A 26670-nucleotide genomic window follows, 5' to 3' on the forward strand; every position below is an offset into this window, starting at 1 on the left:
ACTTTTTTGAATTATTAACATTTCTGTATGTCAAGAAATCTGCATAGGCATGATGCTTGTGCGATATCCAGTGAATGAATGTTCCTATGCTGGGAGTCGAGAGGCTTACTGGATTATTTAAGAGGAGCTCCCGGCGAACCTCAAAAAACCCAACAACGACAGAAAATCAAAGGATCAATCTCGGAAAAATTAACATCTTATCATTCCTTATATGAAAGTGAATGAAAAGAAAATCTCAGGAAATAGTAATGTCCTACACAATGTAAATATGCATTGATACATGCAGGATATGAATGCCAAGACCCAGGACTATCTCAGGAAACTATCACTTACCCATTTCAGCAGGGAGACGCTGAAGGTCTGTCCGGGATGCATGTCTCGGACAGACCACTTTCAACTGGCCTCATTATCACCAATCTGCCAGTCTGCGCGGCAATGGCGAGCAGCCTACGGCCCCAAGAATAAAGCAATCTGATCAAACAGCTTCAACGCTGGGGCAGGCGAGCGTCACGCTGCGGCAGTAGCGAAACGATGCGGACAAAGGGGCAGAATGTGTCACGACTTACGGACTTGATCGCGCAGGCCAAGGCGAAAGATGCCGATCTAGGGAGAGAGCTGGAGCGGGAGTTCAAGGCCTACACGAACAGGCGGGCCTTTGGCCTCAACTTCGAACGACATCGGCCTGAGAGCGTGGAGCTGCCAGGGCGACCGATCCGTAAGGGCGACAAGGTCCGTATCCTACCGCCGCGTGGCGAGACGAAGAAGGGAGATCTGCGGCTCTGGAAGGTGCGCAGCCTGTCTGGCAAAGGGGCCGAGCGCGTGGCCCAGGTTGAGCTGATCGGCGGAGTGGAGCCGGAGACGCAGGAGGTTGCGGTGGCCGATCTGATCGTGGTCGCGGAGTTTCGCGACTATATCTACCCCGGCCTCGTTAGCACCGGAAAGGTCGAGCGCGGCAGCACCGACTGGCGTAGGGAAACCAGGCCTAACGGATTCTATCCTCTACATATCTCACTCACTGATGGAAAACTTGTGTCGGTAGGAGAACCACTCCCGCTAGAAACCGAAAGGCAATCGTATCAAGCTCCTGAAGGTACATTTGCTGTCTGGCCCCTTGATCCGAGTGGTGAAGACAGCCGATGGCAAATTTCACCGGAAAGACTTCGCAAGCAACTTGATGACGGCACAGCCGCGCTAAAGGATGCTGACCCAAAGACTGGCTCCGCATCTGTTATCTATCTGAAATCTGGCGACATTAGGCGGGTCGAAAGTGGAGAGTTGAAGGTGGTCGGAAGGAGTGATGATGGCCGGATCATCACTGAGGCAGGAGAACGTGCAGCTCGAAAGGCCAAGACCATGTGGACGGTGGGTGCGCATGACGCGAGCGCCCACGGTACGGCGCTTCTCAGCCGTTTCGTGCCAACCCGAAAATTCCCATTTCCGAAATCGCTATATGCGGTGGAAGACGCAATTCGCTTTTTTGTGTCACGCAAACCTGACGCAACTATCCTGGATTTTTTCTCAGGCTCGGGAACAACAGCCCATGCTGTTATGCGCCTCAACCGTCAGGACGGAGGCAACCGGCAGTGCATTTCAGTCACCAACAACGAAGTAGCAGCGGAAGAGCAAGCCAAGCTCCGAAAAGATGGCCTTCGCCCCGGCGATCCTGATTGGGAACAATGGGGAATCTGCGACTACATTACCAAACCCCGGATCAAGGCCGCGATCACTGGCAAGACGCCAGACGGTGAGTTTATCCAAGGGGACTACAAATTCACCGACGAGTTCCCAATGGCCGAAGGCTTTGAGGAAAACGCTGAGTTTTTCACCCTCACCTATGAAACTCCGGTGGCCGTCAGCCACAACCGCGCCTTCGCTCGGATCGCCCCGCTTCTGTGGATGCGGGCGGGTAGCGAAGGGCGGCGGATTGATAAGGAACCAACGGAAGGCTGGGAAGTGGCCGATACCTACGGCCTTCTGACCAATCTCGACCGCGCCGCCTCCTTCTGCACCGAGATCGCCGTCAAAGGCGGCATCCGCATCGCCTATGTCGTTACCGATGACGAGCGGCGATTTCAGGCCGTCACACGGGAATTGCCCGCTGGGGTTGAGCCTGTGCGCCTGTACGAATCCTACCTAACCAATTTCCGCTTCGCGATGGGGCGCTGAGACATGAAGTTTACGCTTATCGACTATCAGGCCCAAGCCGTGGCCGACGTGTTGGACAACATGAAAAAGGCGCGGGTGTTCTGGCAAGATCACGACATGAAAACCGCCTTCTCCCTCGCCGCCACCACCGGCTCCGGTAAGACGGTCATGGCCGCCGCTGTGTTCGAAGCGCTGCTGTTCGGCAATGATGAATTGGAATTCGAGCCAGACCCCGGCGCGGTCGTGATCTGGTTCAGCGATGACCCTTCGCTAAACACGCAATCAAAATGGCGCTTGCAGGAGGCCTCCGACAAGTTGACCATTTCCGATCTTGTGACGGTCGAGAACACCTTCAACCGGGAAACCCTGGAAGCCGGGAAGATCTACTTCCTCAACACGCAAAAGCTATCCAAGAGCAGCCTTCTGACACGCGGACATGACCCGGACGACGACAGCCTGGAGACAGCAGATGGGCAGAAAATCATGCCCGACATGCGCGCGTTCACCATCTGGGATACTATCCGCAACACCATCGAAAACCCCGACTTGACGCTCTACCTCGTGCTGGACGAAGCGCACCGGGGCATGAAGGCTGATGGCGGGGTTGCCGGAGCCTCCGGTAGGCAGACTATAGTCAAGCAGCTCATCAACGGCTCAGGCGGCACGCCCGCCATTCCGATTGTCTGGGGTATCTCCGCCACCGTTGACCGCTTCAACAAGGCGTTGAAGGACATGCAGGGGCGCACCACGTTGCCGCATGTTCAGGTGGACGCCGGGCTGGTTCAGGCATCGGGCCTCTTGAAGGACACGATCACGATGGACGTACCCGACGAGGTCGGGGATTTCGAAACCGTGCTTTTGCGCCGTGGGGCCGACAAGCTTCGCGAGATCACTGAGGCCTGGGCAGGTTATGCGTACGAACAAGGCGACGGGAGTAAGGTTCAGCCGCTCTTGGTGCTGCAAGTGCCTGACGCACCAAACCCCAAAGATATTGGAAAATGGCTGGACATCATCCTTGAGCGGTTTCCCGATCTTCCCGAGGACAGCATCGCCAACGTGTTCGGGGAGCATAAAACCGAGACCTTTGGCCGTCACACCGTTCCCTATATAGAGCCGCAGCGGGTCCAACAGGACGCTTGGGTACGCATCCTGATAGCCAAGAACGCGATCAGCACCGGTTGGGACTGCCCCCGCGCCGAAGTGATGGTTTCGCTTCGCGCCGCGTCTGACAGGACGCACATCACGCAGCTCTTGGGTCGGATGGTACGTACCCCGCTCGCGCGGCGGATTTCGGGCAATGACCGCCTGAACGCTGTCGATTGTCTCCTACCCCATTTCAACAAAGAGACCGTCACAGCGGTTGTCGATGAACTGATGAAGGGCGGCGAGAGTGGCGAAGAACTACCCGGTCGCCGCGTCCTGATCAATCCGCGCGAAATGAAACCGAACCCGGCAATTCCTGAAGAGGTTTGGGAAAAGCTGACTTCGCTACCCTCTCAGACCTTGCCAAAGAAGCAGGCCAGACCGGTGAAACGACTGACCGCTTTGGCGCATGAACTGGCGATGGACGACCTTCTACCTGATGCCGGGAAGAAGGCACACGAAGCGATGCACGCCGTTCTGGACGCCTCGGTGGAAACATATGCAACCAAGATCACCGAAGCCCGCGCATCCGTCTTAACCGTCGAAGGGAAAACCCTTTCAGCGGACACGAAGACGCGGGAAATGTCGTTCGATGACTTTGTTGAAGCTGCCGACTATGCGGTTATCGAAGATGCATACAAGCGAGCCGGACGGGCCATTAGTCCTGACCTGGCCACGACCTACGCAGAGCATTTGGCTGGGGGCATGGAAGACCAAGAGGACGAGGAAGAAGCACTGATCGAAGCACACACGATCATCGCAGCAATCGGATTGGTGCCGAAGATCAAAGACGATTTGGAGGCAGAAGCCGAGAAACTGGCGAGGGAATGGCTGGGAACCCACAAGGGTGCGATCAAGGGCCTCACTGATGAAAGGCAAGAAGCCTATCGCCAGATTCGGGAAATGAGCACGGACCCGCTCCCGGTCGAAATCGCCCGGCCACATATGTGGCTGCAACCGACAACAGCGCGTGAACCGAACGGCAAGGAATATGACCTTGAACGGTTTGAAGGCCACTTGCTTTGCGACGAGGACGGCCTTTTTCCTGATGCTTTCAATTCGTCTTGGGAACCTGCTGTTTTACGGGCTGAGCTTCAGAAGGAAGGGAGCATCGGCTGGTACCGGAACCCAGCGCGCGCAAGCCAGGATTCTTTGGGGGTTGTATATGAGGAGGCAGGGGAAAACCGATTGGTCCGCCCGGACTTCATTTTCTTTGTGCAGATGGAAGATGGCAGCATCGCCGCCGACTTGATCGACCCACATGGGGACCATCTCGCAGATGCCCTGCCGAAACTTAAAGGGCTGACGAAATATGCTGCCAGGAATCTGGAGACCTTCCGACGCATGGAGGCGATCACGAAACTGAAAAAGACCGGAACTTATCGGATGCTCGACCTGACTAACGAGGAAGTGAGAGAGGCTGTCGAGGCCGCAACGAGTGCCGAAGAACTTTACGGTAGCCCGATGGCCGAAGACTACGTTGTATAATTTGAGCTACTTAGTGAGGATTTGTGGCCCAATCTGACCCAATCCAGTCTCCTAGGAAAACGTTCTAGAGACGAGCCAACCGAGCGAACCAATGCGCTCTCTATCGGATGATTGGCAGCGTTCTAATTCCCTGTAAACCAACCAAACTCAAACTGAGTTGCTCCTCTATAGGCTTCGCGCTAGCGTACAAGACTCGACATGAAAAAAATGTGTTCACATATATGTCAGCCATGCTACTCTGACACCAAATGTGGTGGTAAGCCACTAGGCAGGGCAGTTAGAGCATGATCACTGACGCGGCAAAGTCAGCCTTTTCTTACGCGAGAAGGCTATCCCCGATTTTTGTCGCTAAGCGACCGGGTGGAGACGCCGATATTCGAGTAGGATACTACGGCCAAGTCGGTCCGTCCGCCACAAACCGGGTTCTATCTTTTCAAGGAAGCCTTTCCCATGAGCTGGGGATAACTTCAGTTATGCAATCCATTGAGGACGGATGCTTCGAGTGTACTTTCAGCATTGGCGGGTCGCAAGAAGCCCAGAGATTGTCAGGGTTGATTGAGCAAGGTCAGTTCGACAGCCTGGCATATAGGTACCGCATTCTGTTTGTTCGGTTTCTAACAGACCCCGATCTTGACGAGGTCCATTTCGAGCGGGATAGTCTTTTTCGCTAAGAGGTGGAGAGCAGAAATGGCAGTCAAAAAGCGCGATGTTTCCGCGCAAGAGGAATACGACATCGAAGATTGCGATGTCCTGATCTTTACCGCGATTGAGGATTTAGAAGCCCACGCTCTCACAAACCACCTAAAGCGAGTGGGAGCCGTCTACAAAGAACAGACAAAGGCGGAGCGCCTGAAAGACCTGCACCGGTGGAGTCTTCCAAGAAATCACGATGTACCAGAGCTCCGTTTGCTTACGCGATGTTTGCAAAGAGCTGGAAACGGGTATTCTGGAATCGAGCTTTCACATCTTCTACACACCCAACACAGGCCAAAGCTTGTGGTTTTCTGCGGAATCGGTGGTTCATTGGACGTGAAAGAAGCTCAGCTAGGGAATGTAATTGTATCGAGCAATGTCAATTGGAAGGGGTTCGACAAAATATCAGGTGATAGCGTTTCTAAGGAAATGCGCAAAATATCCCTTGATGAGCATCCAGTAAACGAACGCCTTCAGAACCTTGTTAAGAGCTTCATCAGGGACAACAACGCTGCAACGGACGCAGAGGCACCTGCACGCGGTTTGTTCAAAACCGATAGGGATTCAGGATTCTGGTCGGCCTCCGAGCGCTGGCTTGGGACAGCAAAAGCTGATGCAGACTTGCGGCCTGACATCGAAAATTTTGAGGTTCATCAGTACTATGACCGCGTGAAGCCAATTGTGCGGTTGGGCAAGGTCATGTCTTGGGACTTTGTACTAAATAAAAAATCTATCCGAGAAGAGGTTAAGAATGACGACAAAGAATTCTTGGTCGTGGAAATGGAGACTGGAGGGATGGCGCTAGCGGCTCGCCGGGCGCGAGAGCACTTTCGGGATTCGATGACGGAAGTGATGGCCGTGCGAGGGATTTCAGACCTCTGCAACAAAAAGACCGACGATGTTTTTCGCGAACTTGCCGCGGATCATGCCGCTGCGTTTTTGATCGGATTTTTGCAGTCTGGCTACGATGAGGAGTTTTGACAGACTGCTCTTACTCACCAAGGAAAACCCGCTTGTTTCCCTCGGAGCCACCTCCGCCGCGCGTGTGAGGGGCGCGAAGGCGGCTCCGAGGAAAACAAGCTCTCTTAGGTATCTCTACCTCTATCTATCTTAGGCGGCGGCGGGCATCAGATTCGACCTGAGATCACCCGAATTTACCTCTGCCGTGCTTACTATGTGCTTACCGCCACAGGAAGCACACCCGCAGATTTCAGCTAAGTCATTGATTTAATTGGTCGGAGTGGCGAGATTCGAACTCACGACCCCTGCCTCCCGAAGACAGTGCTCTACCAGGCTGAGCTACACTCCGACCGTGCTGCGCCGGATATCCAAAGCGCATGCCTTTGGCAAGGGGTCACGACCCGTTCGGAGGCCGGATTCGTGCGAGTCGCAGCAGCGTGTCGATGCGCGGCGATGTGCCGGGGTCGAAGCGCGTGCGTGTACGGCTCACCGGCCGGTACACCGATGCCGATGTCCGGCCCTCACGCACCACGATATACAGCCCCGATGCGATAATGATGCCCGCGCCCAGAAGCGTCGGACGGTCCAGCGTTTCGCCGAACAGCAGCGTGCCGAAGATCGCGGCCCAGAGGATCTGCGAGTATTGCATTGGCGCGACGATGACCGCCTCGCCCCTACGGTAGGCCTCGATCATCAGCGCGGCTGCGACGAATCCCAGGATCGCGAGACCACCGTTCAGCGCCATAGCCCCGAGCGGCATCGGCACGTAGACGAAGGGCAGCATAGCCCCCATGACCACGAAATTCCCGAGCATCGGATAGAGCAAAAGAACCGCGCTGCGCTCGTCCTGGCCGATCTTGCGCGAGATGAGCGAGGACAGCGCCGACCCGAAGGCCGCGGCCAGCGCCGCCAGATGCGCCAGTGACAAGTCGCTGGTGCCCGGCCGCAGGACGACCAGAACGCCCACCATGCCTGCAATGACCGCCATCCAGCGCCTGAGGCGCACGCGCTCTCCCAGGATCGGGATCGACAGGATGGTGATGAACAGCGGGGCCGCGAAGATGATCGCGTAGACCTGCGCCAGCGGCAATGTCGAGAAGGCGTAGAAGGCGGATCCGCCGGTGATGACGGCCGACAGCGTGCGCAGCGCCACCCACCAGGGATGCAGCGGGCGCAAATGGCCGGGCGTTGCATCGCGGATCAGCATGAGCGCCACGAGCGGGAAACCGAAGAGAACGCCGAAGAACAGGATCTGGATCGGGCTGTAGTCGACGCCCAGCGCCTTCACGACGACGTCATGCGTGGCAAAGACAGCGAATCCCAGCAGCCCGAAAAGCGCGCCGGTCACGTTCGGTCCCATGCTCCCGATCCTTCATCCTGGCGCGCGTGAGGTCACGCACAGGCCTAACGCCGGGAGGCGCGGGATGGCAAGGCATGGCTGCCATCCCGAATTGGCATGGCGTCAGAGCGACGCGTCGAGCTTGGCGATGATCGCGTCGCCCATATCGGCGGTCGAGACGGGCTGCACGCCTTCCTCGCCCAGAAGATCGGCAGTGCGCAGACCGTCGGCCAGAACCGCTTCGACCGCACGCTCAAGCCGTTCGGCCTCCGCGCCCTGATCGAAGGAATAGCGCAGCGCCATGGCAAAGCTCAGGATGCAGGCGATGGGGTTCGCCTTGCCCTGACCCGCAATATCGGGCGCGGAGCCGTGCACGGGCTCGTAAAGCGCCTTGGGTCGGCCATTGGACATCGGCGCGCCCAGCGAGGCCGAGGGCAACATGCCGAGCGATCCGGTCAGCATCGCCGCGAGATCGGACAGGAGGTCGCCAAAGAGGTTGTCGGTCACGATCACGTCGAACTGCTTGGGCCAGCGTGTGAGCTGCATCGCGCCTGCATCGGCATACATATGCGTCAGCTCGACCTCGGGGTAATCCTGCGCGACCCGCGTGGCCACCTCGCGCCACAGGATGCCCGACTCCATGACGTTGGCCTTCTCCATGGAGCAGAGCTTCTTGCCGCGCTTCATGGCCAGGTCGAACGCCGCGCGCACGACGCGGTCGATCTCGCTTTCGGTGTAGCGCTGGGTGTTGATGCCCACCCGCTCATTGCCTTCCTCGAAGATGCCGCGCGGTTCGCCGAAATAGACGCCCGAGGTCAGCTCGCGCACGATCATGATGTCGAGGCCAGAGACCACATCGCGCTTCAGCGATGAGAAATCCGCCAGCGCGTCGAAGCATTGCGCCGGGCGCAGGTTGGCGAAAAGGTCCATCTCCTTGCGCAGGCGCAGCAGGCCGCGCTCGGGCTTCACCGAGAAGTCGAGGTCGTCGTATTTCGGGCCACCCACGGCGCCAAGCAGGACCGCGTCCACTTCCTGCGCCTTGGCCATCGTGTCGTCATGCAGGGGCGTGCCGTGGGCATCATAGGCGCAGCCACCGACCAGATCCTCGCTGACGTCGAACGGCATGTCGCGCTTGGCGCCCAGCCAATCGATCACCTTGCGCACCTCTGCCATGACTTCCGGGCCGATCCCGTCACCGGGCAGAATGAGAAGCGAAGGCGTGGTCATGGCATGCATCCTTTGTATGTCTGTCGTTCAGGTTCGCCTAAGCAAACCCGCGGATGCCGTCAAGAAACGGTGGGCCCGATCAGCCGGGAGGCGATGGCGCGTAACCTTCATGGGACGCGCCCCTCTGCGGCCGGGCGATGTCGATCCAGACCGCCCCATGGGGACCGGTTGCTGCACCTGGGGTGCGCGTACCTGCCTCTGTCAGTTCGAGATCACGGGACGGCAGCACGTAGCTCAACCTCAATGCCCCCAGCGTTTCGGGCCACAGCGCGGATGCCGCGCCGGGATGCGGATCTGTCAGGCGTGGATGATCCAGAAGCGACCGGATCGCCGCGCGCCGCCCCTCTCCGCGCGCCGGGTCGAGATTGGCATCGCCGAAGATCACGAACGGGCCGGTGGGCGGCGGGATCGCGAGGCGTCCATCCAGAAGATACCCCCAGAACGCGATCTCGTCGTGGTTGCGCAGACCATTGCGATCCTCGGGCCCGTCGAAGATCGGTGGTGTTGCGTGAAACGCCATGAGCGTGATCCCCCCGTCGCCCTGCCCGGCCTCCAGCAGCCAGTGCCCCGCACTGGAGAGGCGTTGCACACCGCGTCCCGGATCGTCTTCGGGCATCCGGGATTCCGGCACGGCCTCCCACAACATATCGCTCGCATCCGCGATCAGGCGCAGTGGCCAACGCGAAAGCACGGCCATGCCGCCTTCGCCCGCATACCAGCCATAGCCCTGCGCATCGCGCGGCTCCGCCAGGGCGCCATTGCCGTCCATGTCGCGCCCGGTTCTCATGCCGGTATTCGGCAGGCGCGCGAAGAGTTCCGGATAGGGCACCGCAAGGCGGTCATTCAGCGCGGACAAGGCCGCGAGCCCCTGATCGTAATCGATATCGGTGAGCAGAAGGATATCCGCATCCAGCGCATCGATCTCCGCGATGGCGGCGGCGAGGTCCGCATCCTCGGCGCGCATGAGATCGCGCAGCAGAAGTCCGGGGCCCTTGCGGGTCAGCGGCACATGCCACGTGGCTATGCGCAGGGTTTCGGCCATGAGCGATGGCGCGGAGGCGAAAAGACCGATGACAGTCGCCGCGACAAGCGCGGTCAGGCGGGCTGCAAGACGTCCGATTGGGCGTAGGCGCGGCGGCGCTTTTCCTCGATCAGGTCGCAAACCCGCCACAGGGCGATGCCGCGCATGACCAGGGATGTCGGCAGGAAGGCCCATGCGGTCATCGTCCAGATCAGGGTCTGGGGGTCGTCCAGTGGCAGGCTGATCCCCATCGAGAAGGCCACTGACATCAGCGCCGGGATCAAGAATGGCAGCAAGAACCCTAATGCCACGTTAATGTTGGCATCCCGCTTCAAGCGGTAGATCACATCGCCCCCCGCCGTCGGATCGAAAAGCGGCAGGTTGATCCAGACATTGAAGGCGCCCTTGCGGATCGGCCAGCGCATGATGCGGATCAGCGGCACGAAGATAGTCAGCGCGATCATCGCCAGCGTCAGGCTGAGCCCGGCCATTGCGCGGGCGGTGACCATGTCCGCGCCGCCCATCGACTCGGCCCCGGTAAGCGCCACGAGCCGCACCGGAGAGAACGGCACATCGAGCGCGAGGCCCAGAGTATGGCCGAGCGTTGCGATCACGCCGCTCTGCGCGCCGGGCGTGACCGCCTCCCGCATGAGAAGCGACAGCGCGAGCAGCATCGAGAATAGCACGATGAACCGAACACGGTTGAAAGGCGGGGCGGAGCGGAATTCGATGAAGCTGGGGCTGGAGCTGGCATATTCGCTGAAGGTCAGCATGCCCGCGATGATCGCGGCGAACATCAGCACCGACGAGCCGTCCTGCGATCCCTGCGGCAGCAGAAGCGCCGGCATGACCACTGTAAAGGCCATCATCAGAGCACGAAGCCCCGCGCTGAAGACGCGTTTGATCACGAACCTGCCCTCGTTGCCAAGCGGGCGCGATACATGGCCGCGTCCTCGTCCCGGCACTTTGTCGCCGATACCGGCGTTTGCCTCTAATTTGCCCAATTCTTGCCGCCTTTCGGACAAGTGCTCAAGATCGGGAACCGGAATGACACCGAAATGCGGCCCATTTCGGGTAAGTCTGGTGCGAAATTGCATCGAACGTCGGACGATAGCTTGGCCGCATTGGGTGCGGCCCCAAGATGTTGTGGGCCAAAGAAAAACGGCCGCTAGCGCGAAGCTGCGGCCGTTCATAATCGTTAACGCCCGGCGCGGGCCGGGGCGCGATCAGACCCAGGGACGCTCTTGCGCCATCTTCTCCTCGAAGGTGTCGATCGCCGCGACCTTCTCGAAGGTCAGGCCGATATCGTCCAACCCTTCGAGCAGGCAGTGCTTTTTGAACTGATCGATTTCGAAGGACATGGTGTCGCCGTCGGAGGTGGTGATCGTCTGCGCTTCCAGATCGACGATCATGCGGGCGTTGGCCCCCTTCTCCGCGTCCTGCATCAGCACATCGACCTGCTCTTGCGGGAGCGTGATGGGCAGAATGCCGTTCTTGAAGCAGTTGTTGTAGAAGATGTCGGCAAAGCTCGGCGCCACGACGCAGCGGATGCCGAAATCCTTGATCGCCCAGGGCGCGTGCTCGCGCGAGGAGCCACAGCCGAAATTGTCGCCCGCGATGAGCACCTCGGCGTCGCGATATTGCGGCTTGTTGAGCACGAAGTCGGGGATCTCGTTGCCGTCCTGGTCGTAGCGCATCTCGTCGAAGAGGTTCACGCCGAGGCCGGTGCGCTTGATGGTCTTCAGGAACTGCTTGGGGATGATCATGTCGGTGTCGACATTCACGAGCGGCAGCGGCGCCGCGATCCCGGTGATCTTTTCGAATTTGTCCATATCGATTCTCCTGCGGAGCAGCTCTTCGAGCCCTGGCGGCCTGTCTTCGCGAGGACGCCCGCCAGGGCGGAAGAGCAAGCCGGGTTACATCAAGTCGCGCACATCGGTCAGACGACCGGTCACCGCCGCCGCCGCGGCCATCCCGGGCGACATCAGGTGCGTCCGGCCACCGCGACCCTGACGTCCCTCGAAGTTGCGGTTCGAGGTCGACGCGCACCGCTCGCCCGGCGCCAGCTGGTCGGGGTTCATGCCGAGGCACATCGAACAACCCGCAAGACGCCATTCAAAGCCCGCATCGATAAGCTTCTGCGCGATGCCCTCTTCCTCGGCCTGCGCGCGCACGAGGCCGGATCCCGGCACGATCATCGCCCGCAGACCTTCCTTGACCTTCCGGCCCTCCATGATCTTCGCCACTTCGCGCAGATCCTCGATGCGACCATTGGTGCAGGAGCCGATGAAGACGGTATCGATCTCCACATCCTTGAGCTTGGTGCCGGGCGTCAGGCCCATATAGTCGAGAGACCGCTTCGCCGCCTCCACCTTGCCGCCGGTGAAGGCGTCGGGCGCGGGCACTTCGGCGTCGATGGGCAGCGTATCCTCGGGCGACGTGCCCCAGGTTACGGTCGGCGCGATCTCCTCGGCCTTGAGGGTCAGCACCTTGTCCCAATGCGCGTCATCGTCCGAGTACAGCGTCTTCCACCAGTTCAGCGCAGCCTCCCACTGGGCACCTTTCGGCGCGTGGGGACGGCCCTTCACGTACTCAAAGGTCGTCTCGTCCGGCGCGATCAGACCCGCGCGCGCACCGCCCTCGATCGCCATGTTGCAGATCGTCATGCGGCCTTCCATCGACAGATTGCGGATCGCCTCGCCGCAATATTCGATGACGTAGCCCGTGCCGCCCGCTGTGCCGGTCTTGCCGATGATCGACAGCACGATGTCCTTGGCGGTCACGCCCGGCGCGAGCTTGCCAGTCACCTCGACCTTCATGTTCTTCGACTTGGTCTGGATCAGCGTCTGCGTGGCGAGCACATGCTCGACCTCGGACGTGCCGATGCCGTGCGCCAGCGCGCCGAACGCGCCATGGGTCGCGGTGTGACTGTCACCACAGACGATGGTCATCCCTGGCTGGGTCCAGCCCTGTTCGGGCCCGATGATGTGCACGATGCCCTGCCGCACGTCGGAGACGGGGTAGTAATGCACTCCGAATTCTTTGGCGTTCTTGTCGAGGGCCTCGACCTGAATGCGGCTTTCTTCATTTTCGATCTTGGCGTCACGGCCCTGGGTCGTGGGCACGTTGTGATCGGGAACGGCGATGGTCTTCTCGGGTGCACGCACCGTGCGGCCCGCCATGCGCAGCCCTTCGAAGGCCTGCGGGCTGGTCACTTCGTGGACGAGGTGACGGTCGATATAAAGATGCGTGGTGCCGTCTTCGGCAGCATGGACGACATGGGCGTCCCAGATTTTGTCGTAGAGCGTTTTTCCGGCCATGGGGGATCCCCAGATATGTGAATGATGTGAGACGGATCATCGAAGCGCCCGCGCCGAGCCTCGGAAACGCGAGGCGCGACCGCGGCGCGCGGACTTATAGGCCTGCGAGCACCGTGTGGCGGATGGCACCGAAGAAGCGCTCGTTCAGGCGCACCCGGTCGTCGAGGTCGATCACGCGTGTCATGGCGTGGCCATAGCCTGTCGCAGAGAGTCTCGCAAGGCCGCTGGCATGCTGCGGCGCCGCGCGCTGCGGCCTTGCCGAGGCGTCTACACGCAATCGCGGAGCAATCCCGGCATCATCCCGGCCCTGTGCAATCTGGTCGCAGTCAGAGTGCCAGCCATTGGAAACCAGACGCGCTGCCTCTATGCCGAAGGCAATTCATTCATTTGGTATGCGCGTGTTCAGTCCTCTCAATCTCGTTAATGGTATTTTGATCCTCGTCATCCTCGTCTCGCTCGCGGCTGTAGTCTCGAGCGGGCGCGTCTCCGGGCCGGAGCATCTCGATATCGGGTTCGCCGTGACGGAGGTGTGACGCGTTCTTGCTTGCCGTCTGCCTTGATCAGTGCATCCTCGTTGAAATGAACGGATCAAATGCACGCCCCGTGACGGCTTCCCATGTCCTCTGACGACGCCTTTTCCGAGATCCTCGCGATCTTCGCCACGCTTCTGGGCGAGCTGCAGCTTTTCGCGCAAGGCCTGTTGAGGCCCTGGAACGCCTACCAGATTGCCATCGCGATCGGGCTGTTCTGTCTGGCCTTCCTGCTCGACCGGGCGATTGCGCCCCGCGTTTACGAATGGATGCGGAGCCGCGAGGGCTGGCCGAAATGGCGCATGCGGCTCTTCGTGGTCCTACAGCGGCGCATCCGGATGATGCTGTTCGTCGTGCTGATCTGGACCACCGTCTGGATCATGCGCGAGGTCACCTGGCCGTCGCGGTCCTACATCCTCGGCATCGTGGCCGAGCTTGCCACCGCCTGGCTGTTCATCGCCATCGCGACCCGGCTCATCGGCAACCCGGTGATGCGCAGCGTGGTCCGCTACGGCGCCTGGATCTGGGTCACCTTGTCCATCCTGGGACTGACGGACGCGACCCGCACCGCGCTTGATTCGGTGGGTGTCAGTTTCGGGGAGAGCCGTTTGACGCTGTGGCTGGCGCTGCAGGCGCTGGTGCTTCTGGTGCTGATGTTCGTGGCGGCGCGGTTCCTGTCCATCACCTCTGCCGCGCGGATCCGGGCGAACGAAGACATCTCGCCGTCCATGCAGGTGCTGGCGATCAAGTTTCTGCAGGTGCTGCTTTATGGTGCGGCCTTCTTCATCTCGCTGCGGCTGGTGGGCGTGGACCTCACTGGCCTCGCGGTCCTGTCGGGTGCGATCGGCGTGGGCCTCGGTTTCGGTCTGCAGAAGGTCGTCTCGAATCTCGTCTCGGGTGTGATCCTGCTGCTCGACCGCTCGATCAAGCCCGGTGACGTCATCTCGCTCGGCGAGACCTTCGGCTGGATCAATTCGCTGGGCGCGCGCTACGTCTCGATCACCACGCGGGACGGCAAGGAATACCTGATCCCGAACGAGGACCTGATCACCGGACAGGTGGTGAACTGGTCGCATTCCAACGATTTCGTGCGGCTCGATATCTTCTTCGGCACGGCCTACGGCGACGACCCGCATCTGGTGCGAAAGATCGCCGTGGAGGCCGCCTCGAAGACGTCCCGCGTCCTGTCCGAAAAACCCGCCGTCTGTCATATCGTGGGCTTCGGCGACAGTTCGGTCGATTACATCCTGCGCTTCTGGATCAAGGATCCGACGGGCGGTCTCACGAATATTCGGGGCAACGTGTATCTGGCGCTTTGGGATGCGTTCCAGGAGCACGGCATCTCGATCCCGTTCCCGCAGCGGGAGGTGAAGGTGCTGGAGGGCTCGGTGCTGGGGCGGTCCGAGGGGTAGGACGGGCAGGCGTTTGGGTTGTCCGGGGTGTGGTGGGTTTTCACCCACCCTACGAGGCCGGATTTCCAGAGTTACGCCCATCGCCGTAGGGTGGGTGAAAACCCACCATCGCCTCATCAATCCGGATCAACCTTCCCCCTCAGCGCCTTCTTCTCACCCGCGATCTTCTTCGCCTTCAACCGCCGCTTCTTCGCGCCAAGGGTGGGCCGCGTCGGGATGCGTTTCTTCGGCTTCTCGAAGGCCTTCGCCACAAGCTCGGCCAGCCGGTCACGGGCGATTTCGCGGTTACGGGCCTGGCTGCGCGTCTCGTCGACCTGCAGGACGAGCGCGCCCTCCTTCGTCCAGCGCCGCCCCGCGAGCCGCCTCAGCCGCGCTTTCACCGGGCCGGGCAGGTTCGGCGAGCGTTCTGCCTCGAAGCGCAGCTCTACGGCTGAGGAGACCTTGTTAACGTTCTGTCCGCCCGGCCCGGAGGCGCGGATGAACTGCTCCGTCATCTCCCAATCCTCGATCGAGACCTTGTCGTTGATCTTCAGCATGCGCCTTCCTTCCAACCCACAATATAAAAGGGCCGCCCCTGAGGGCGACCCTTCGAGAATGTGGAGGCGATACCGGTTAGGTATTCACCAATCCGGACGGTCATCCGCCTGTAGGGGCTGCCCTAGAGAAGGGCCCTCCGAACTGTTCCGACACCTCTCTCCAATGCTTCTCTCGACACTGGATCACCTCCTTTCTCTATGTTGCTCAATGAGGTTAGCCTGACAGACTTTTCCTCGGACGCAAAACAAAATCTTGTGGTCAGGCGACCGCGCGCGTCGATAGAGCCCAAGAAACGATCAGACGGAACGGAATGAGCGCGACCAGAGCGAGGCTCAGCTTGACCATCCAGTCTGCCACGGCGAGCGACACCCAAAGCGGCACGACCGGGCCTGCGCCCAGAAGCGGCAGCATCTCTCCGGCCCAGCTCACATCATTGGCCGGTTCGATGAAGCTCAGCGCGCCCGAAAAGGCGATGGTGAAGAAGAGCGCCGTGTCGACCGAGGAGCCCACCAGCGTCGAGGCGAGCGGCGCGCGCCACCAGCGGCCTTCACGCAAGCGGTCGAAGATCGCCACGTCCAGAAGCTGCGCGGTCAGGAAAGCGAGGCCGGACCCGATGGCAATGCGCCAAGTCACGAGCGGGCCGAATTCGCCCATGATCTGCGTGCCGATGAAGGAACAGGCGACGCCCACCAGAAAGCCCACGAACACGACGCGGCGCGCGGCCGACTTGCCGTAGAGGCGGTTCATCAGGTCGGTGACCAGGAAGGCGATGGGATAGGTGAACGCGCCCCATGTCAGCCATTGGCCGAAGAGGAACTGCACGAGGATGTTGGAGGCGAGAACAACGGCCGCCATGGCAAGAATGCCGGGAAGATAAGCGCGGGTCATGACAACTTTCCCGTTTTTGCAAGGTTGCGGGGACTTGGTCCCGGACCATCCCGGGACAAGCGCGGCGCTTAGACCGAACGCCGCGCGCGCGCAAGTTATTCCGTGACGCGGTATTCCACGAATTCGGTGCGCTGGAAGAAGTTGAAATTGTCGTCCGAGATCATCGTCAGCCGGATCGCGCCCGTCTCGTCGCGCCAGGCCGCAATGCCTTCGAGATTGTCGAATGTGCCGAAATCGCTTTCCAGAAGAATGCGTTCGGACACGATCATGTCCTCGACCATCTGCAATTGACGCACGCGGCTGCGGAAGCCGAAACCGTTGAATTCCCGCTCCAGCAGGTAAAGCGCGCCATCAGGGCCGAAATCCGCCCCTACGGGCAGAAAGCCCCCATGCCGCACGATATCGAATGGCTGTGTCCAGCGCCCCCGGTCGAGCTTCCAGACCGGGAAAGGCTGGGGCAGCGCGCCTGAGCGTTCGGGCAGCGTGTAAAGCGCGCCATCCGCGTCGATGGCCAGAGCCTCCAGCCCCGAATTGTTCCCGAGGCTCGCAAAGGCGGGCGGTACGGGCAGCGCGGTGACGCCCTTGTCGCCATAGGCCCAGAGGCGCGGAAATTCGCCCTCATAGCTGATGACCCGCGTGCCGGACGGGCTGATCGCGAGGCCCTCGGCATCGCGCTCCTCCTCGGGCAAGGCCGCGCCTGTGGGCGATGTCAGGGGCTCGACCGGCCCCGCGGTGATCCCGGTGATCGTCGTTCCTTCCCGCGCGATCCGACCCGCAACGATGCCGCCGCGGTCGCTGATCGCGATGAAGGCCGCGCCGTCGGCCGACAGTTCCAATCCGGAGAACCCGCCGAAGGTCTCGCCGGGCATGGACCAGGTGTAGCGCGACAGGAAACCGCTGCCCGCGTCAGGCTCGGCCGCGCAGGCGGGCAGCACTGCCAGCAGAAGGGCGCTCAGCGCGCCGAGAGAACGGACGTGCATTGCGCAGGCAGATCGGCGAGGGTCAATTCGCGTTTGGGCTTGGGCGTCGGCGCAGGTGCGTTCGGATCGGGCGGCGGCGGGTTCAGGATATTGTTCACCCATTGCTGCGCATCGGCGCAGCCATCGCCCGGCGGCGGCGGGGTCTGATCGACGCAGCCTGTAGCCCCTGCCGGGCAGTTCAGCCGCACATGGAAATGGTAGTGATGCCCGTACCAGGGCCGGATCTTGTTGAGCCAGGCGCGATTGCCGGTCTCTTCGTTGCACATGCGCACCTTGGCGCCGGGGAAGACGAAGATGCGGGCCACGCGCGGGTCGGAGGCCGCGGCTTTCAAGATCTCGTGATGGGCGCGGGTCCAGTTGTCGTTAGTATAGGCCCCCTTGGCCCGGCGCAGCGAGATCGACGAGATGCTTTCACGCTCCGCTTCCGACAGGTTCAGCCGGTCCGCGGGCAGCATCCAGAAATCCGCATCGAGACCGATCTGGTGGCTCGCATGCCCGGTCAGCATCGGCCCGCCGCGCGGCTGGCTGATATCGCCGACATAAATACCGTTCCATCCGGGCTGGGTCGCCGCGAAGCGGGACAGGTCCTTGATGAAGTCGATCATGACGGGCTGGCCCCAGTTGCGGTTCCGCGACAGGCGCATTGCCTGCCAGGTCGGTCCCGTCTCGGGGAGTTGCACGTTCCCGCCGGCACAGCCCTTGGCATAGGAGCCGTAGGGCTTCGAGCTTTGCGCAGAGGCGCGCTGTTCGCTGCCGAAAAGCTGCTTGGCACTGCGCGACGAAAGCACCGCCGGGATGGAAGCAGGCGCGGTCGCTTCCGGCGCTCCGGGATTGGCGTTGCGCGCAGGCGGCGCATCTTCGCCACCACATCCCGTCAGCAGAAGGGCGGCAAGGGCGAGGCTGGCAAGGGGTCGGATCATACTGCTCGATCTCCGTCGGGTTTCACCCAGCGTAACAACAGAAGGCCGATCCCGAAAAGAAGAATAAGGGGGCTGACACCAACTTGTTGTGATCCGCTGATCCAGGTGACGAAACCGATCAGCATCGGCGCGAGAAACGAGGTCGCCTTGCCCGCCAGCGCATAAAGGCCGAATCCTTCGGTCATGCGGGTCTCATGGGCCTGCCGGACCATCATCGTGCGCGATGCGGCCTGCAAGACACCGCCTGCCGCCCCGATCACCACGCCGAAGACGTAAAAGGCGATGTCGGGCAGGTTCGAGCCTTCAGCGACGGGAATGAGGAACACCTGCTCCCGGCTGACCAGCACGATGGAGATCGCAACCGCCGTCAGCGCGAGGATACAGACCGTGATTACCGGCTTCGGCCCGTGCCGCATATCCGCCTTGCCGCCCAGCCACGCGAATAGCGCGCCTGAGATGATCGCGATGATGCCGAAGATACCCACGTCGACCACGCTCCACCCCAGCACTCCGGCGGCGTAGATGCCGCCGAAGGCATACATCCCGTTCAGCGCATCCCGGTAGAACATGGACGCGCCCAGATAGGAGAAGAGCGACGGGTAGCGCGGCAGCGTGCGGATCGTGCGGCCCAGATCGCTCAGCGCCTTCTTCACCGCGCCGGGCGGGGCCGGTTTCGCGCGGGGATCGCGCACCCAGACGAAAAACGGGATCATGAAAATCGCGAACCAGATCGCGGTCAGCGGCCCGACAAAGCGCGTGCCCTCGCGCGCCTCCGGGTCCAGACCGAAAGGCGGTGTCATCCCGACGAAGGTGCGCCCGCTCGAGGCACTCTCGGCGAAGAAGACAAGCATGATGACCAGCGTGATCAGCCCGCCGACATAGCCGAACGCCCAGCCATTGCCCGAGATGCGTCCGATCTCTTCGCGCGGGCCGAGATCTGGCAGCATTGCATTCGTGAAGATCGTGGCAAATTCCATGCCGACGAGACCCAGCGCGAAGAAGAAGAGCGTGGCATAGAGGTTGAAATCGTCGGGGGCCGCGAACCACAGCATCCCGGATCCGACCACATAAAGGCCCGAGAACAGCCAGATCCAGCGGATTCGATTGCCGCCGGTATCGGCGATGGCCCCCAAGACCGGCGCCAGCAGCGCAATCGCGATGCCCGCGAAGCCGATGCCGAAGGCCCAGGCGGTCTGCGCTGCTGCGCCATCGACCATGAGCTCTTTCACGTAAGGTGCGAAGATGAAGGTGATCAGCAGCGTGTTGTAGGGCTGGCTGGCCCAATCGAAGAAGAACCAGCCCCAAATCCGTTTGCGCGTCTCGGTCATGCCTGCCCCGTTGCCATCCCCGCGCGATCAAACGCCGCGCTGGCGGGTAACGCAAGCGAAGTTACGCGCCAAGGCTCCGGCGCGGACGCCGTGGCTCAGGACATTGGCGGCCAGGGGCGCTGGCTCTCCGCTGCAGACCAGGCCTCGATCCAGTCCGGCAGGTCGGGCGAGACCGGATCGTAGCCCAAGGCCTCGGCCACGGTCGCGCAGGGCACGATGCCGTTCTTGTCGGTCACCGCAGCCCGGAAGAGCGCGTGGCTCGCGCAATCGCCGTTTGTCTTCCACATGGATTGTTCGAGATACATGAAACGCGCATCCCAGCCTACCATGCGCGAGCGCATCTCGATCCGGTCGAACATGCGCACCCGGCGGCGATACCGCACCGACGAGCCTGCGATGGTCAGTCCCCAGGACCGCTCCCGCATGATCGGTATCAGCCCGCTGCGCGACGCCATCGGGATCCGGCCCAGATCGTAGATTGTCAGGGTCCGCCCGTTATTGAGCTCCCACCACATGTCGAGATCCCAGGGCCAGCAGATGTGATGCGACACGTGATCCTCACCCAGCGCAATCGGCGCGGCCTTGCGGAAACGGAACATCTCTTTGGCAAGACGGAGAAAGGGATACATGCGCGGGCTCCTTTTGTCCGCGACGTCGCAAGGTGCGCCGGGAACGTCAACCACGAACGCCGCGGCACTTGCCCTTGGCGGCCCCCGCGCTTACCTCTGGCCGAACATTCGGACGTAGACCCTGAAGGACAAAGCCCATGCAATCGCTGTTCCAGATCCTGATGCTGCTTTTGGACGTGGTATGGTTCTTCATCATCGCGCATGTGATCATGAGCTGGCTGATCAACTTCCAGGTCCTGAACCTGCGACAGCCGCTGGTCGCGCAGATCTGGGACGGTCTGAACCGCCTGCTGGAGCCTGCCTATTCGCGCATCCGCCGCTTCCTGCCGCAGATGGGCGGCCTCGATCTGGCACCTCTTGTGGCTCTGATCGGCATCTATGCGCTGCGGATCATCCTCGCCAACAATGCCGGTCTGTTCTACGGCTACTGATGTCCCGCGAGACGGCACACTGATCGCAGCGGTGCAAAAGACGGTTAAGTCTTGTCCCCCGATTCCTAGTATGAGACCCTGCATCAAAGAGCAGATATAGAAAAAACAGGGTCTCCCCATGCCTCGCGACCTCTCCGGCGCTGATGCGTTGTTGCGTGACGTCTTCGGCTATGACGCCTTCCGCCCCGGGCAGGGCGAAATCGTGGATGCGGTGGCCGACGGCTCCGATGTGTTGGCGATCATGCCCACGGGCGGCGGCAAATCGCTCTGTTTCCAGCTTCCGGCACTGATGCGCCCCGGCCTGACGGTCGTGATCTCACCGCTCATCGCGCTGATGCGCGACCAAGTGCGCGGCCTGCGCGAGGCGGGCGTCGCCGCTGGCGCCCTGACCTCCGGCAATACGTCCGAGGAAAACGACGCGGTCTTCGATGCGCTCCATGCGGGCGAGCTGAAGCTGCTCTACCTTGCGCCCGAACGGCTGGCCTCCGGTGGCACGGCCCGCGTGCTGTCCCAGGCGGGCGTGACCCTGATCGCCGTGGACGAGGCCCATTGCGTCAGCCAGTGGGGTCATGATTTCCGTCCGGATTACCTGCGCATCGGCGCGCTTCGCCGCGAACTCGATGTCCCCGTTGCGGCCTTCACCGCCACCGCCGACGAAGAGACCCGCGCCGAGATCATCGAGCGGCTGTTCCCCGGGGCCCAGCCGCAGGTCTTCCTGCGCGGCTTCGACCGTCCCAACATCCATCTGGCCTTCGCGCCGAAGGACAGCCCGCGCAATCAGATCCTGGCCTATGCCGCCGCGCGCAAGGGCCAGTCGGGCATCGTCTATTGCGGAACGCGTGCGAAGACCGAAACGCTTGCCCAGGCGCTGCGATCCGAGGGGCACGCGGCGCGCGCCTATCACGGCGGCATGGAGGCCGAAGAGCGCCGCGCGGTCGAGACCGCCTTTGCGCAGGAAGATGGTCTGATCGTGGTGGCGACGGTCGCCTTCGGCATGGGCGTCGACAAGCCCGATATCCGTTGGGTCGCCCATGCGGACCTGCCCAAATCCATCGAGGCTTATTACCAGGAGATCGGACGCGCGGGCCGCGATGGCGCGCCCGCCGAGACGCTGACGCTCTATGGTGCCGATGATATCCGGCTGCGACGCGCGCAGATCGACGAAGGCCTCGCCCCGGCGGAGCGGCGCGTGGCTGATCACGGTCGGCTCAATGCGCTTCTGGGCCTTGCTGAAGCGCAGACCTGTCGGCGCGCCACGCTTCTGGGGTATTTCGGTGAAACGCTCGAAGCGCCCTGCAAGCATTGCGATCTCTGCGACCGCCCGCCCGAGACGTTCGACGGCACCGAAGCCGTCCGCAAGGCGCTGTCGGCGGCGCTGCGCACGGGCGAGAATTTCGGCGCGGGCCACCTGATCGACATCCTGCGCGGCAACGAAACCGACAAGGTGCGGCAGCGCAACCACGATCAATTGCCGACCTTCGGCGTCGGACGCGACCTCAACCAAAGCCAATGGCAGGGCGTCTTCCGCCAGATCATGGGCTTCGATCTGATGCGGCCCGATCCCGAACGGCATGGCGCGCTGGTGATGACCGATCGCGCGCTGCCGATCCTCAAGGGGCAGGAAAGCATCCGTCTGCGGCGCGACGTGGTGGACCGTCGCGCCGTGCGCGCCCAGCCCAAGGCACTGGTCAGCGAGGAGGACGCGCCGCTGCTGTCCGCGCTCAAGGCCAAGCGCCGCGCATTGGCCGAAGCCGCATCCGTCCCGGCTTACGTGATCTTCAACGACCGGACGCTCATTGAGATGGCCGAGACGCGGCCGCAGACGCTGGACGACATGGCAGGAATTTCCGGCGTCGGGGCGAAGAAGCTCGACCGGTACGGCGCCGATTTCCTGGCCGTGATCGCGGGCGAGGCCGAGGCGCTGCACCCCGCGCGCCGCAAGCTCGCGGGCCGCGCGGCAGGCTCGCTCTACGACCGGCTCCTTGAGGCGCAAGCGGCGTTGGTGCGCGGGCCCGAGGGCACGGACAAGCCGCTGTCGTGCTCCGCCGCGCAACTGGCAAAGATCGCCGAGGCGCGCCCATCGAGCGATGCGGCCCTGGCCCGGTTTCTCGATGACAAACGGCAGGAACGCTTCGCGGCGGCCTTTCTGGACGTGCTGACGAACGCGGCATAAACGTCGGCTGTCGCACCGCGGTCTTTTCCCGTCCGCGCGGCTGGCCTACATCGTCGGACAACCAAGTATGCCCCCGAAACTGCCCCAAGGAGCCGCCCGATGCTGATCGCGATTTCCCCGGCCAAGCGCCTCGACTGGTCCGAGCGCGAAACCGACATGACCGCCCCCGTTTTCGAGGAGGATGCGCAGCGCCTCGCCAAGACCATGCGGAATCTCAGCCTGAAGGATCTCAAGGCGCTGATGGATCTGTCGGACGATCTGGCGAAACTCAACCGCGACCGCTTCCGCGACTTCTCGGACGCGCCCGAGGCGGATGCCGTGCGCCCCGCAGCACTCGCCTTCGCGGGTGACACCTATCAGGGGCTCGAGGCGGCCTCCCTCGATCCCGAGGAGATGGATTGGGCGCAGGACCATCTGCGCATTCTTTCGGGCTTATATGGCGTGCTGCGTCCGCGCGACGCGATGCAGGCCTACCGGCTGGAAATGGGATCGAAGCTCAAGACCCGCCGCGGCAAATCGCTGTACGATTACTGGGGCGATCAGATCGCCAAGGCGCTAAAAGCGCAGGCCGATGCCATCGGCACGGCGACGCTGGTCAATTGCGCAAGCCAGGAATATTTCGGCGCCGTTCCGGAAAAGGCGCTGGAACTTCGGGTGATCACCCCGCAATTCATGGAAGACAAGAACGGCACGCCGAAGATCGTGAGCTTTTACGCCAAGAAGGCGCGCGGCGCGATGGCGCGGTTCATCGTGCAGAACCGTCTGACCGATCCGGATGCGTTGAAGGATTTCGACCTGGGCGGCTATCGCTACCGCGAGGATCTGTCGGAGCCCGACAAGCCGGTCTTCCTGCGCAGCGAAGACGCCGCTCGCGCCGCTTGAAGCCACAACAGGGCCTCCGCGCCATCGCCTAGGCGTCGGAGGTGATGCGGCCCGGCAGGGCAGCCTCGATCGCGGCGCGGATCGCGGCCTTGCGCACCGGCTTGGTGATGTAGTCATCGAGCCCGCTGGCCATCGTGGCCTTGCGATCCTCGGACATGGCATGCGCCGTCACCGCGATGACCGGCAATCGGGGCGCGCCTGAGCGGTCTTCCTCCGCCCTGAGGCGCCGCGTCGCCTCCTTGCCGTCCATGCCGGGCATCGAAATATCCATGAACACCAGATCGGGCCGCGACGCCGCGATCTGATCCAGCGCCTCCTGCCCGTTCTCCGCAATCCGGAGCCGTATGGGCAGGTCGGACAGCATCTTGGAGAAAACGAGCTGGTTGGTCTTGTTGTCCTCGGCCAGCAGCACGTCGATCAGCTCGGCCTCCGGGTCCGGCGCCTTGGCCGCCTCGGCAATCTCGGGCGGCGCAATTGCATGACGAGACGGGGCCGACTGCCCCGCGATCCGCTCAAGCGCGGCATAGAGGTTGGCGCGCGGTGCGGGCCGGGTCAGGGTGGCTTGCACGATCCCCCTCTCCAGCGCGGCGCGCTCCTGATCGGGCAGCGTGACGGACAGGATAATGCCGCGCCGCTCCCCCGCGTCACGCCAGCTTTTCGCAAGTTCGACGCCGGTAGTACCCCCCATATCCTCCGCCAGGATGGCTGCTTGCCAGGCTTCGGCGCGCAGGGCGTTCGCCTCCTCGGCGCTTGCGGCCATGATCGCACCGATCCCCACCTGGCCCAATTGCCGCGCGAGGATCGCGCGCGATCCCGCATGCGGATCGGCAACCAGGACGCGGCGGATGGACCTGCGCACCATGGGTGCCTTTGCGGTGTCTTCCGGCGCGATGCCGAGCGTCAGACGGAAGCCGAAACACGATCCCTGGCCGGGGGTCGATTCCACCCAGATCTCGCCGCCCATCAATTCCACCAGGCGCTTGCAGATCGACAGGCCGAGGCCCGTCCCTTCGAAGGCGCGATCGCGGTCCTCCTCGACCTGGTTGAACGCGCCGAAGATATGCTCCGTCTTGCCGGGGGGGATGCCGATGCCGGTATCCTCCACGGTGATGTTGAGCGCGATCCGCCCGTTTTCCTCGCCCAGGCCCACGATCCGGACCAGAACCTGCCCCTCGTCGGTGAACTTGATGGCGTTGCCGATGAGGTTGGTCAGAACTTGCCGAATGCGGTGCACGTCGCCCGAAAACCGGCTGGGCAGGAAGATGTCGTAATCCACCAGAAGCGACAGCCCCTTGTCGCGCGCAGAGCCCTGCACCAGCGTCACCAGATCGTGGATCAGGCATTCCAGATCGAAGGGCGCGTCGGCTATGACCACGCGCTCCGCCTCGATCTTCGAAAAATCGAGCAGGTCGTTGATCATCACCAGGAGGGCTTCGCCGGAATTCTGGATCGTTTCGGAATAGAGGCGCTGCTCGTCGTTGAGAGGCGTGCTCATCAGCAGTTCGGACATGCTGACGATGCCGTTCATCGGCGTGCGAATCTCGTGGCTCATATTGGCAAGGAAGGCGGATTTCGCGCGATTGGCGGATTCGGCGCGACGGATCGCATCCTCCAGATCCGCCTGCGTCTGCTTTAGATGGGTGATGTCCACGCGCAGGCCCACGCGCGACCCGTCGGTCACGCGTTTTTCGAAGATGCGCAACCAGCGCCCATCCTCGAGCGGCTGCTCCACCACCGTCTCCGCCTTGCGATGCAGTGCCAGGCGTTCGGCCAGCCAATCCTCCTCCCGGCCGATCGCCTCGAGGTATTGGCGGTTCTTCAGCCCGTAGCGCAAGATGTCCTCGAACGCGGCGCCGGGCACCATGGCGGCGGCGGATTTTGCGTAGAAGCTGCGATACCTTTCATTGCACATGACCATCCGGTCATCGGCATCGTAGAGGACGAACCCGTCGGGCAATTCCTGCACGGCCGACCACATGCGCATCATCTCGGTGATGTCGGCGACGAGACTGACCACCGCGCCATCGCCCGTCCGACGGTTCTGCATCTTGATGAAGCGCCCGTCCCAAAGCTTCAGGGTCTGCGGTTTCGAGATGGTTTCCGCGAACGTCGCCTCCATCCGCGCGATCCAGTCCGGCGCGGGTTCCTCGCCGATATCGACCAGCCCCTCCTCGGCGGTGATCTCGATGATGGTGCGGAAATGCGTGCCGGGGCCCACATCGCTGAGCCCGTCAAACAGCGACAGGTAGGCGGAATTGGCGATCTCGAGCGTGCCGTCGGCGTTGAACAGCGCGAACCCGTCGCGGATCGCCTCAAGCGCCTGCCACAGATGCGATTCGACCATCTCGATGCGTGCCACCGCCCGGTCGAGCTGGTCGGACACGCGCGCATTCTCGTTGCGCATGGAAGCCATCTGGGCGCGCGCCTCGTACACCTCCTGCGCCAGTTCACGGGTATGCAGGCCAAGCTTGCGGTTGGCCGCCATCAATTCACGATGCTTCTGCGCCAGCAATTGCTCTGCCGCCAGGCGGGCGCGCCGTTCGGATTTGAGGGCCTGGCTCAGCGTCATGGATGCCCTTTCGGTCAAGCCCGCCCATCTGCACCCGAAGCTCTGAAAAAGTGCT

21 protein-coding genes and 1 tRNA gene are annotated in these 26670 nt (G+C 62.1%); 8 read left to right on the forward strand and 14 right to left on the reverse strand.

Translation table 11 applies throughout. From position 1 onward, the window contains the following. Window positions 1-552 precede the first annotated feature (552 nt). The 3 genes from FIV09_RS17200 to FIV09_RS17210 all read left to right on the forward strand — a co-directional run bounded on the left by FIV09_RS17200 (window position 553) and on the right by FIV09_RS17210 (window position 6450). A complete protein-coding gene (locus FIV09_RS17200) occupies window positions 553-2166 on the forward strand; it encodes a DNA methyltransferase (RefSeq protein ID WP_152451908.1) in 1614 nt (537 codons plus the stop codon). A gap of 3 nt (window positions 2167-2169) precedes the next feature. Beyond that, window positions 2170-4776 (forward strand): DEAD/DEAH box helicase, encoded by a 2607-nt coding sequence (locus FIV09_RS17205; protein ID WP_152451910.1) that lies wholly within the window; start codon window positions 2170-2172, stop codon window positions 4774-4776. A 687-nt stretch (window positions 4777-5463) separates the two neighbouring features. After that, window positions 5464-6450 carry a hypothetical protein gene (locus tag FIV09_RS17210; RefSeq protein ID WP_152451912.1) on the forward strand — a complete coding sequence of 329 codons (987 nt, stop codon included), beginning with the start codon at window positions 5464-5466 and terminating at the stop codon, window positions 6448-6450. 251 nt (window positions 6451-6701) lie between these two features. Here FIV09_RS17210 and FIV09_RS17215 read toward each other — a convergent pair. The 7 genes from FIV09_RS17215 to leuC form a co-directional block, all read right to left on the reverse strand. Next, window positions 6702-6778: transfer RNA gene (locus FIV09_RS17215), tRNA-Pro, on the reverse strand. 45 nt (window positions 6779-6823) lie between these two features. Next, window positions 6824-7789, reverse strand: coding sequence for a DMT family transporter (locus FIV09_RS17220; protein WP_152451914.1), 966 nt, complete (start codon window positions 7787-7789; stop codon window positions 6824-6826). 102 nt (window positions 7790-7891) lie between these two features. Then, window positions 7892-8995, reverse strand: coding sequence for a 3-isopropylmalate dehydrogenase (leuB, locus tag FIV09_RS17225; protein WP_152451916.1), 1104 nt, complete (start codon window positions 8993-8995; stop codon window positions 7892-7894). Window positions 8996-9074: 79 nt separating this feature from the next. Next, entirely contained in the window at window positions 9075-10037 is a 963-nt protein-coding gene (locus FIV09_RS17230; protein WP_152451918.1) for an endonuclease/exonuclease/phosphatase family protein, read from the reverse strand. A 53-nt stretch (window positions 10038-10090) separates the two neighbouring features. Then, window positions 10091-11209: a hypothetical protein gene (locus FIV09_RS17235; RefSeq protein ID WP_371417734.1), complete on the reverse strand. Its 1119-nt coding sequence runs from the start codon at window positions 11207-11209 to the stop codon at window positions 10091-10093. 33 nt (window positions 11210-11242) lie between these two features. Next, complete coding sequence (gene leuD / locus FIV09_RS17240; RefSeq protein WP_152451920.1) at window positions 11243-11848, reverse strand: 3-isopropylmalate dehydratase small subunit; 606 nt, start codon at window positions 11846-11848, stop codon at window positions 11243-11245. 84 nt (window positions 11849-11932) lie between these two features. Beyond that, window positions 11933-13336 carry a 3-isopropylmalate dehydratase large subunit gene (leuC, locus tag FIV09_RS17245; RefSeq protein WP_152451922.1) on the reverse strand — a complete coding sequence of 468 codons (1404 nt, stop codon included), beginning with the start codon at window positions 13334-13336 and terminating at the stop codon, window positions 11933-11935. Between the two features lie 398 nt (window positions 13337-13734). Between leuC and FIV09_RS20705 the strand changes: the two genes are divergently transcribed. After that, a complete protein-coding gene (locus tag FIV09_RS20705) occupies window positions 13735-13869 on the forward strand; it encodes a hypothetical protein (protein ID WP_256371940.1) in 135 nt (44 codons plus the stop codon). An 83-nt stretch (window positions 13870-13952) separates the two neighbouring features. Further along, window positions 13953-15278 (forward strand): mechanosensitive ion channel family protein, encoded by a 1326-nt coding sequence (locus FIV09_RS17250; protein WP_152451924.1) that lies wholly within the window; start codon window positions 13953-13955, stop codon window positions 15276-15278. 116 nt (window positions 15279-15394) lie between these two features. Here the strand turns inward: FIV09_RS17250 and arfB are convergent, their stop codons facing one another. From arfB to FIV09_RS17280, 6 genes are all read right to left on the reverse strand, one after another. After that, the gene (gene arfB / locus FIV09_RS17255; RefSeq protein ID WP_152451926.1) at window positions 15395-15814 is read right to left on the reverse strand and encodes an alternative ribosome rescue aminoacyl-tRNA hydrolase ArfB; all 420 of its coding nucleotides are present in this window, start codon (window positions 15812-15814) and stop codon (window positions 15395-15397) included. 259 nt (window positions 15815-16073) lie between these two features. Further along, window positions 16074-16703, reverse strand: coding sequence for a queuosine precursor transporter (locus FIV09_RS17260; RefSeq protein ID WP_152451928.1), 630 nt, complete (start codon window positions 16701-16703; stop codon window positions 16074-16076). Between the two features lie 95 nt (window positions 16704-16798). Next, complete coding sequence (locus tag FIV09_RS17265; protein WP_152451930.1) at window positions 16799-17683, reverse strand: esterase-like activity of phytase family protein; 885 nt, start codon at window positions 17681-17683, stop codon at window positions 16799-16801. Then, window positions 17656-18603 (reverse strand): penicillin-insensitive murein endopeptidase, encoded by a 948-nt coding sequence (gene mepA / locus FIV09_RS17270; protein ID WP_152451932.1) that lies wholly within the window; start codon window positions 18601-18603, stop codon window positions 17656-17658. Before mepA ends, FIV09_RS17265 begins: the two co-directional genes overlap by 28 nt. Further along, complete coding sequence (locus FIV09_RS17275; protein ID WP_152451934.1) at window positions 18600-19931, reverse strand: MFS transporter; 1332 nt, start codon at window positions 19929-19931, stop codon at window positions 18600-18602. The genes mepA and FIV09_RS17275 overlap by 4 nt, the downstream gene beginning before the upstream one ends. Window positions 19932-20026: 95 nt before the next feature. Then, window positions 20027-20560, reverse strand: coding sequence for an acyl-CoA thioesterase (locus FIV09_RS17280; RefSeq protein ID WP_152451936.1), 534 nt, complete (start codon window positions 20558-20560; stop codon window positions 20027-20029). A gap of 137 nt (window positions 20561-20697) precedes the next feature. On the opposite strand from FIV09_RS17280, the gene FIV09_RS17285 reads away from it, so the two are divergent. The 3 genes from FIV09_RS17285 to yaaA all read left to right on the forward strand — a co-directional run bounded on the left by FIV09_RS17285 (window position 20698) and on the right by yaaA (window position 24046). Continuing rightward, window positions 20698-20991 carry a YggT family protein gene (locus tag FIV09_RS17285; protein ID WP_152451938.1) on the forward strand — a complete coding sequence of 98 codons (294 nt, stop codon included), beginning with the start codon at window positions 20698-20700 and terminating at the stop codon, window positions 20989-20991. A gap of 118 nt (window positions 20992-21109) precedes the next feature. Continuing rightward, a complete protein-coding gene (gene recQ, locus FIV09_RS17290; RefSeq protein ID WP_152451940.1) occupies window positions 21110-23164 on the forward strand; it encodes a DNA helicase RecQ in 2055 nt (684 codons plus the stop codon). 99 nt (window positions 23165-23263) lie between these two features. Further along, window positions 23264-24046, forward strand: coding sequence for a peroxide stress protein YaaA (yaaA, locus tag FIV09_RS17295; protein ID WP_152451942.1), 783 nt, complete (start codon window positions 23264-23266; stop codon window positions 24044-24046). A 28-nt stretch (window positions 24047-24074) separates the two neighbouring features. Here the strand turns inward: yaaA and FIV09_RS17300 are convergent, their stop codons facing one another. Further along, window positions 24075-26615, reverse strand: a complete 2541-nt coding sequence (locus FIV09_RS17300; protein ID WP_152451944.1) for a PAS-domain containing protein — start codon at window positions 26613-26615, stop codon at window positions 24075-24077. Window positions 26616-26670: the final 55 nt, after the last annotated feature.

The sequence above is a fragment of the Roseivivax sp. THAF197b genome, assembly GCF_009363255.1.
Taxonomy (GTDB): Bacteria; Pseudomonadota; Alphaproteobacteria; order Rhodobacterales; family Rhodobacteraceae; genus Roseivivax.

Excerpts from the sequence above, each read along its gene's own strand:
- FIV09_RS17205 (WP_152451910.1), top strand. The coding sequence starts at position 2,170 with ATGAAGTTTACGCTTATCGACTATCAGGCCCAAGCCGTGGCCGACGTG.
- FIV09_RS17210 (WP_152451912.1), top strand. The coding sequence starts at position 5,464 with ATGGCAGTCAAAAAGCGCGATGTTTCCGCGCAAGAGGAATACGACATC.
- FIV09_RS17220 (WP_152451914.1), bottom strand. The coding sequence starts at position 7,789 with ATGGGACCGAACGTGACCGGCGCGCTTTTCGGGCTGCTGGGATTCGCT.
- leuB (WP_152451916.1), bottom strand. The coding sequence starts at position 8,995 with ATGACCACGCCTTCGCTTCTCATTCTGCCCGGTGACGGGATCGGCCCG.
- FIV09_RS17230 (WP_152451918.1), bottom strand. The coding sequence starts at position 10,037 with ATGGCCGAAACCCTGCGCATAGCCACGTGGCATGTGCCGCTGACCCGC.
- FIV09_RS17235 (WP_371417734.1), bottom strand. The coding sequence starts at position 11,209 with ATGAACGGCCGCAGCTTCGCGCTAGCGGCCGTTTTTCTTTGGCCCACA.
- leuD (WP_152451920.1), bottom strand. The coding sequence starts at position 11,848 with ATGGACAAATTCGAAAAGATCACCGGGATCGCGGCGCCGCTGCCGCTC.
- leuC (WP_152451922.1), bottom strand. The coding sequence starts at position 13,336 with ATGGCCGGAAAAACGCTCTACGACAAAATCTGGGACGCCCATGTCGTC.
- FIV09_RS17250 (WP_152451924.1), top strand. The coding sequence starts at position 13,953 with ATGTCCTCTGACGACGCCTTTTCCGAGATCCTCGCGATCTTCGCCACG.
- arfB (WP_152451926.1), bottom strand. The coding sequence starts at position 15,814 with ATGCTGAAGATCAACGACAAGGTCTCGATCGAGGATTGGGAGATGACG.
- FIV09_RS17260 (WP_152451928.1), bottom strand. The coding sequence starts at position 16,703 with ATGACCCGCGCTTATCTTCCCGGCATTCTTGCCATGGCGGCCGTTGTT.
- FIV09_RS17265 (WP_152451930.1), bottom strand. The coding sequence starts at position 17,683 with ATGCACGTCCGTTCTCTCGGCGCGCTGAGCGCCCTTCTGCTGGCAGTG.
- mepA (WP_152451932.1), bottom strand. The coding sequence starts at position 18,603 with ATGATCCGACCCCTTGCCAGCCTCGCCCTTGCCGCCCTTCTGCTGACG.
- FIV09_RS17275 (WP_152451934.1), bottom strand. The coding sequence starts at position 19,931 with ATGACCGAGACGCGCAAACGGATTTGGGGCTGGTTCTTCTTCGATTGG.
- FIV09_RS17280 (WP_152451936.1), bottom strand. The coding sequence starts at position 20,560 with ATGTATCCCTTTCTCCGTCTTGCCAAAGAGATGTTCCGTTTCCGCAAG.
- FIV09_RS17285 (WP_152451938.1), top strand. The coding sequence starts at position 20,698 with ATGCAATCGCTGTTCCAGATCCTGATGCTGCTTTTGGACGTGGTATGG.
- recQ (WP_152451940.1), top strand. The coding sequence starts at position 21,110 with ATGCCTCGCGACCTCTCCGGCGCTGATGCGTTGTTGCGTGACGTCTTC.
- yaaA (WP_152451942.1), top strand. The coding sequence starts at position 23,264 with ATGCTGATCGCGATTTCCCCGGCCAAGCGCCTCGACTGGTCCGAGCGC.
- FIV09_RS17300 (WP_152451944.1), bottom strand. The coding sequence starts at position 26,615 with ATGACGCTGAGCCAGGCCCTCAAATCCGAACGGCGCGCCCGCCTGGCG.